This is a genomic window from Mesorhizobium sp. WSM4887 (assembly GCF_029625865.1).
GTDB lineage: Bacteria > Pseudomonadota > Alphaproteobacteria > Rhizobiales > Rhizobiaceae > Mesorhizobium.
Window position 1 is genome coordinate 1 of sequence record NZ_JARTVP010000050.1, and the last position, 274, is coordinate 274.

The window sequence follows — 274 nt, forward strand, 5'->3', positions numbered from 1 at the left end:
TGCTGGCGCTGACCGCGCTCGGCCTGTCCTTGGTGTTCGGCGTCATGCGGGTGGTCAATGTCGCGCACGGTGAGTTCTTCATGCTGGGCGCCGTGCTCGCCTGGGCGATCACCACAGCCATTGGCGGCCATCCGGCGCTCGGCTTCCTGGCCGCACTTGTGATTGCTCCGCTGATCGTCGGCGCCATTGCGCTGGTCGCCGAACGGCTGGTGCTGCGCCGGCTCAACTACAATCCGGAAGCCACCATCGTCGCCACCATCGGCATGCTCTACAT

At 65.7% G+C, this 274-nt stretch carries 1 pseudogene; it reads left to right on the top strand.

Annotation, left to right across the window (positions count from 1 at the left end):
• Positions 1-2: 2 nt before the first annotated feature.
• A pseudogene (locus P9230_RS32280) lies at positions 3-274 on the top strand (branched-chain amino acid ABC transporter permease); the annotation flags it as partial.